This is a genomic window from Streptomyces sp. BE20 (assembly GCF_036322525.1).
Lineage (GTDB): Bacteria > Actinomycetota > Actinomycetes > Streptomycetales > Streptomycetaceae > Kitasatospora.
On sequence record NZ_JAQYWW010000144.1, the window covers coordinates 1 to 368 of the forward strand.

A 368-nucleotide genomic window follows, 5' to 3' on the forward strand; every position below is an offset into this window, starting at 1 on the left:
CGGCGGCCTGTACAACGACCTCGACGTCCGGCTCCCCATCCACGTCACCCGCTTCCGTACAGTCGGCCCCCCCGTAACGCGTCATCGCCCTCACCAGACCCTGGCCGGAGGCGCAGACAACGTACGGCTGCTGCTCGCCGACGCGTCCGGCACACCGGTCGCCGAGGTCGACGGCCTGGTGCTGCGCCCGGTCTCGTCCGTCCGCCCGGGAGCGGCGGCGGCCGAGCTTCTGCTCTACGCCGTGGACTGGGCCCCGCAGGAGGTGGCGGCCGAGGTGCCGGGTGCGGTGATGCGTCTCGGTGACGCGCTGCCGGTGCCGGTGCCGGTGCTGTTGGTGGATGCGACGGCGGCGGGTGCGGCCCGGGAGC

1 protein-coding gene is annotated in these 368 nt (G+C 74.5%); it reads left to right on the forward strand.

The window, feature by feature from the left end:
• Window positions 1–368: hypothetical protein (locus PUR61_RS00735; protein ID WP_329874531.1), on the forward strand; the 368-nt coding region annotated here is incomplete at both ends.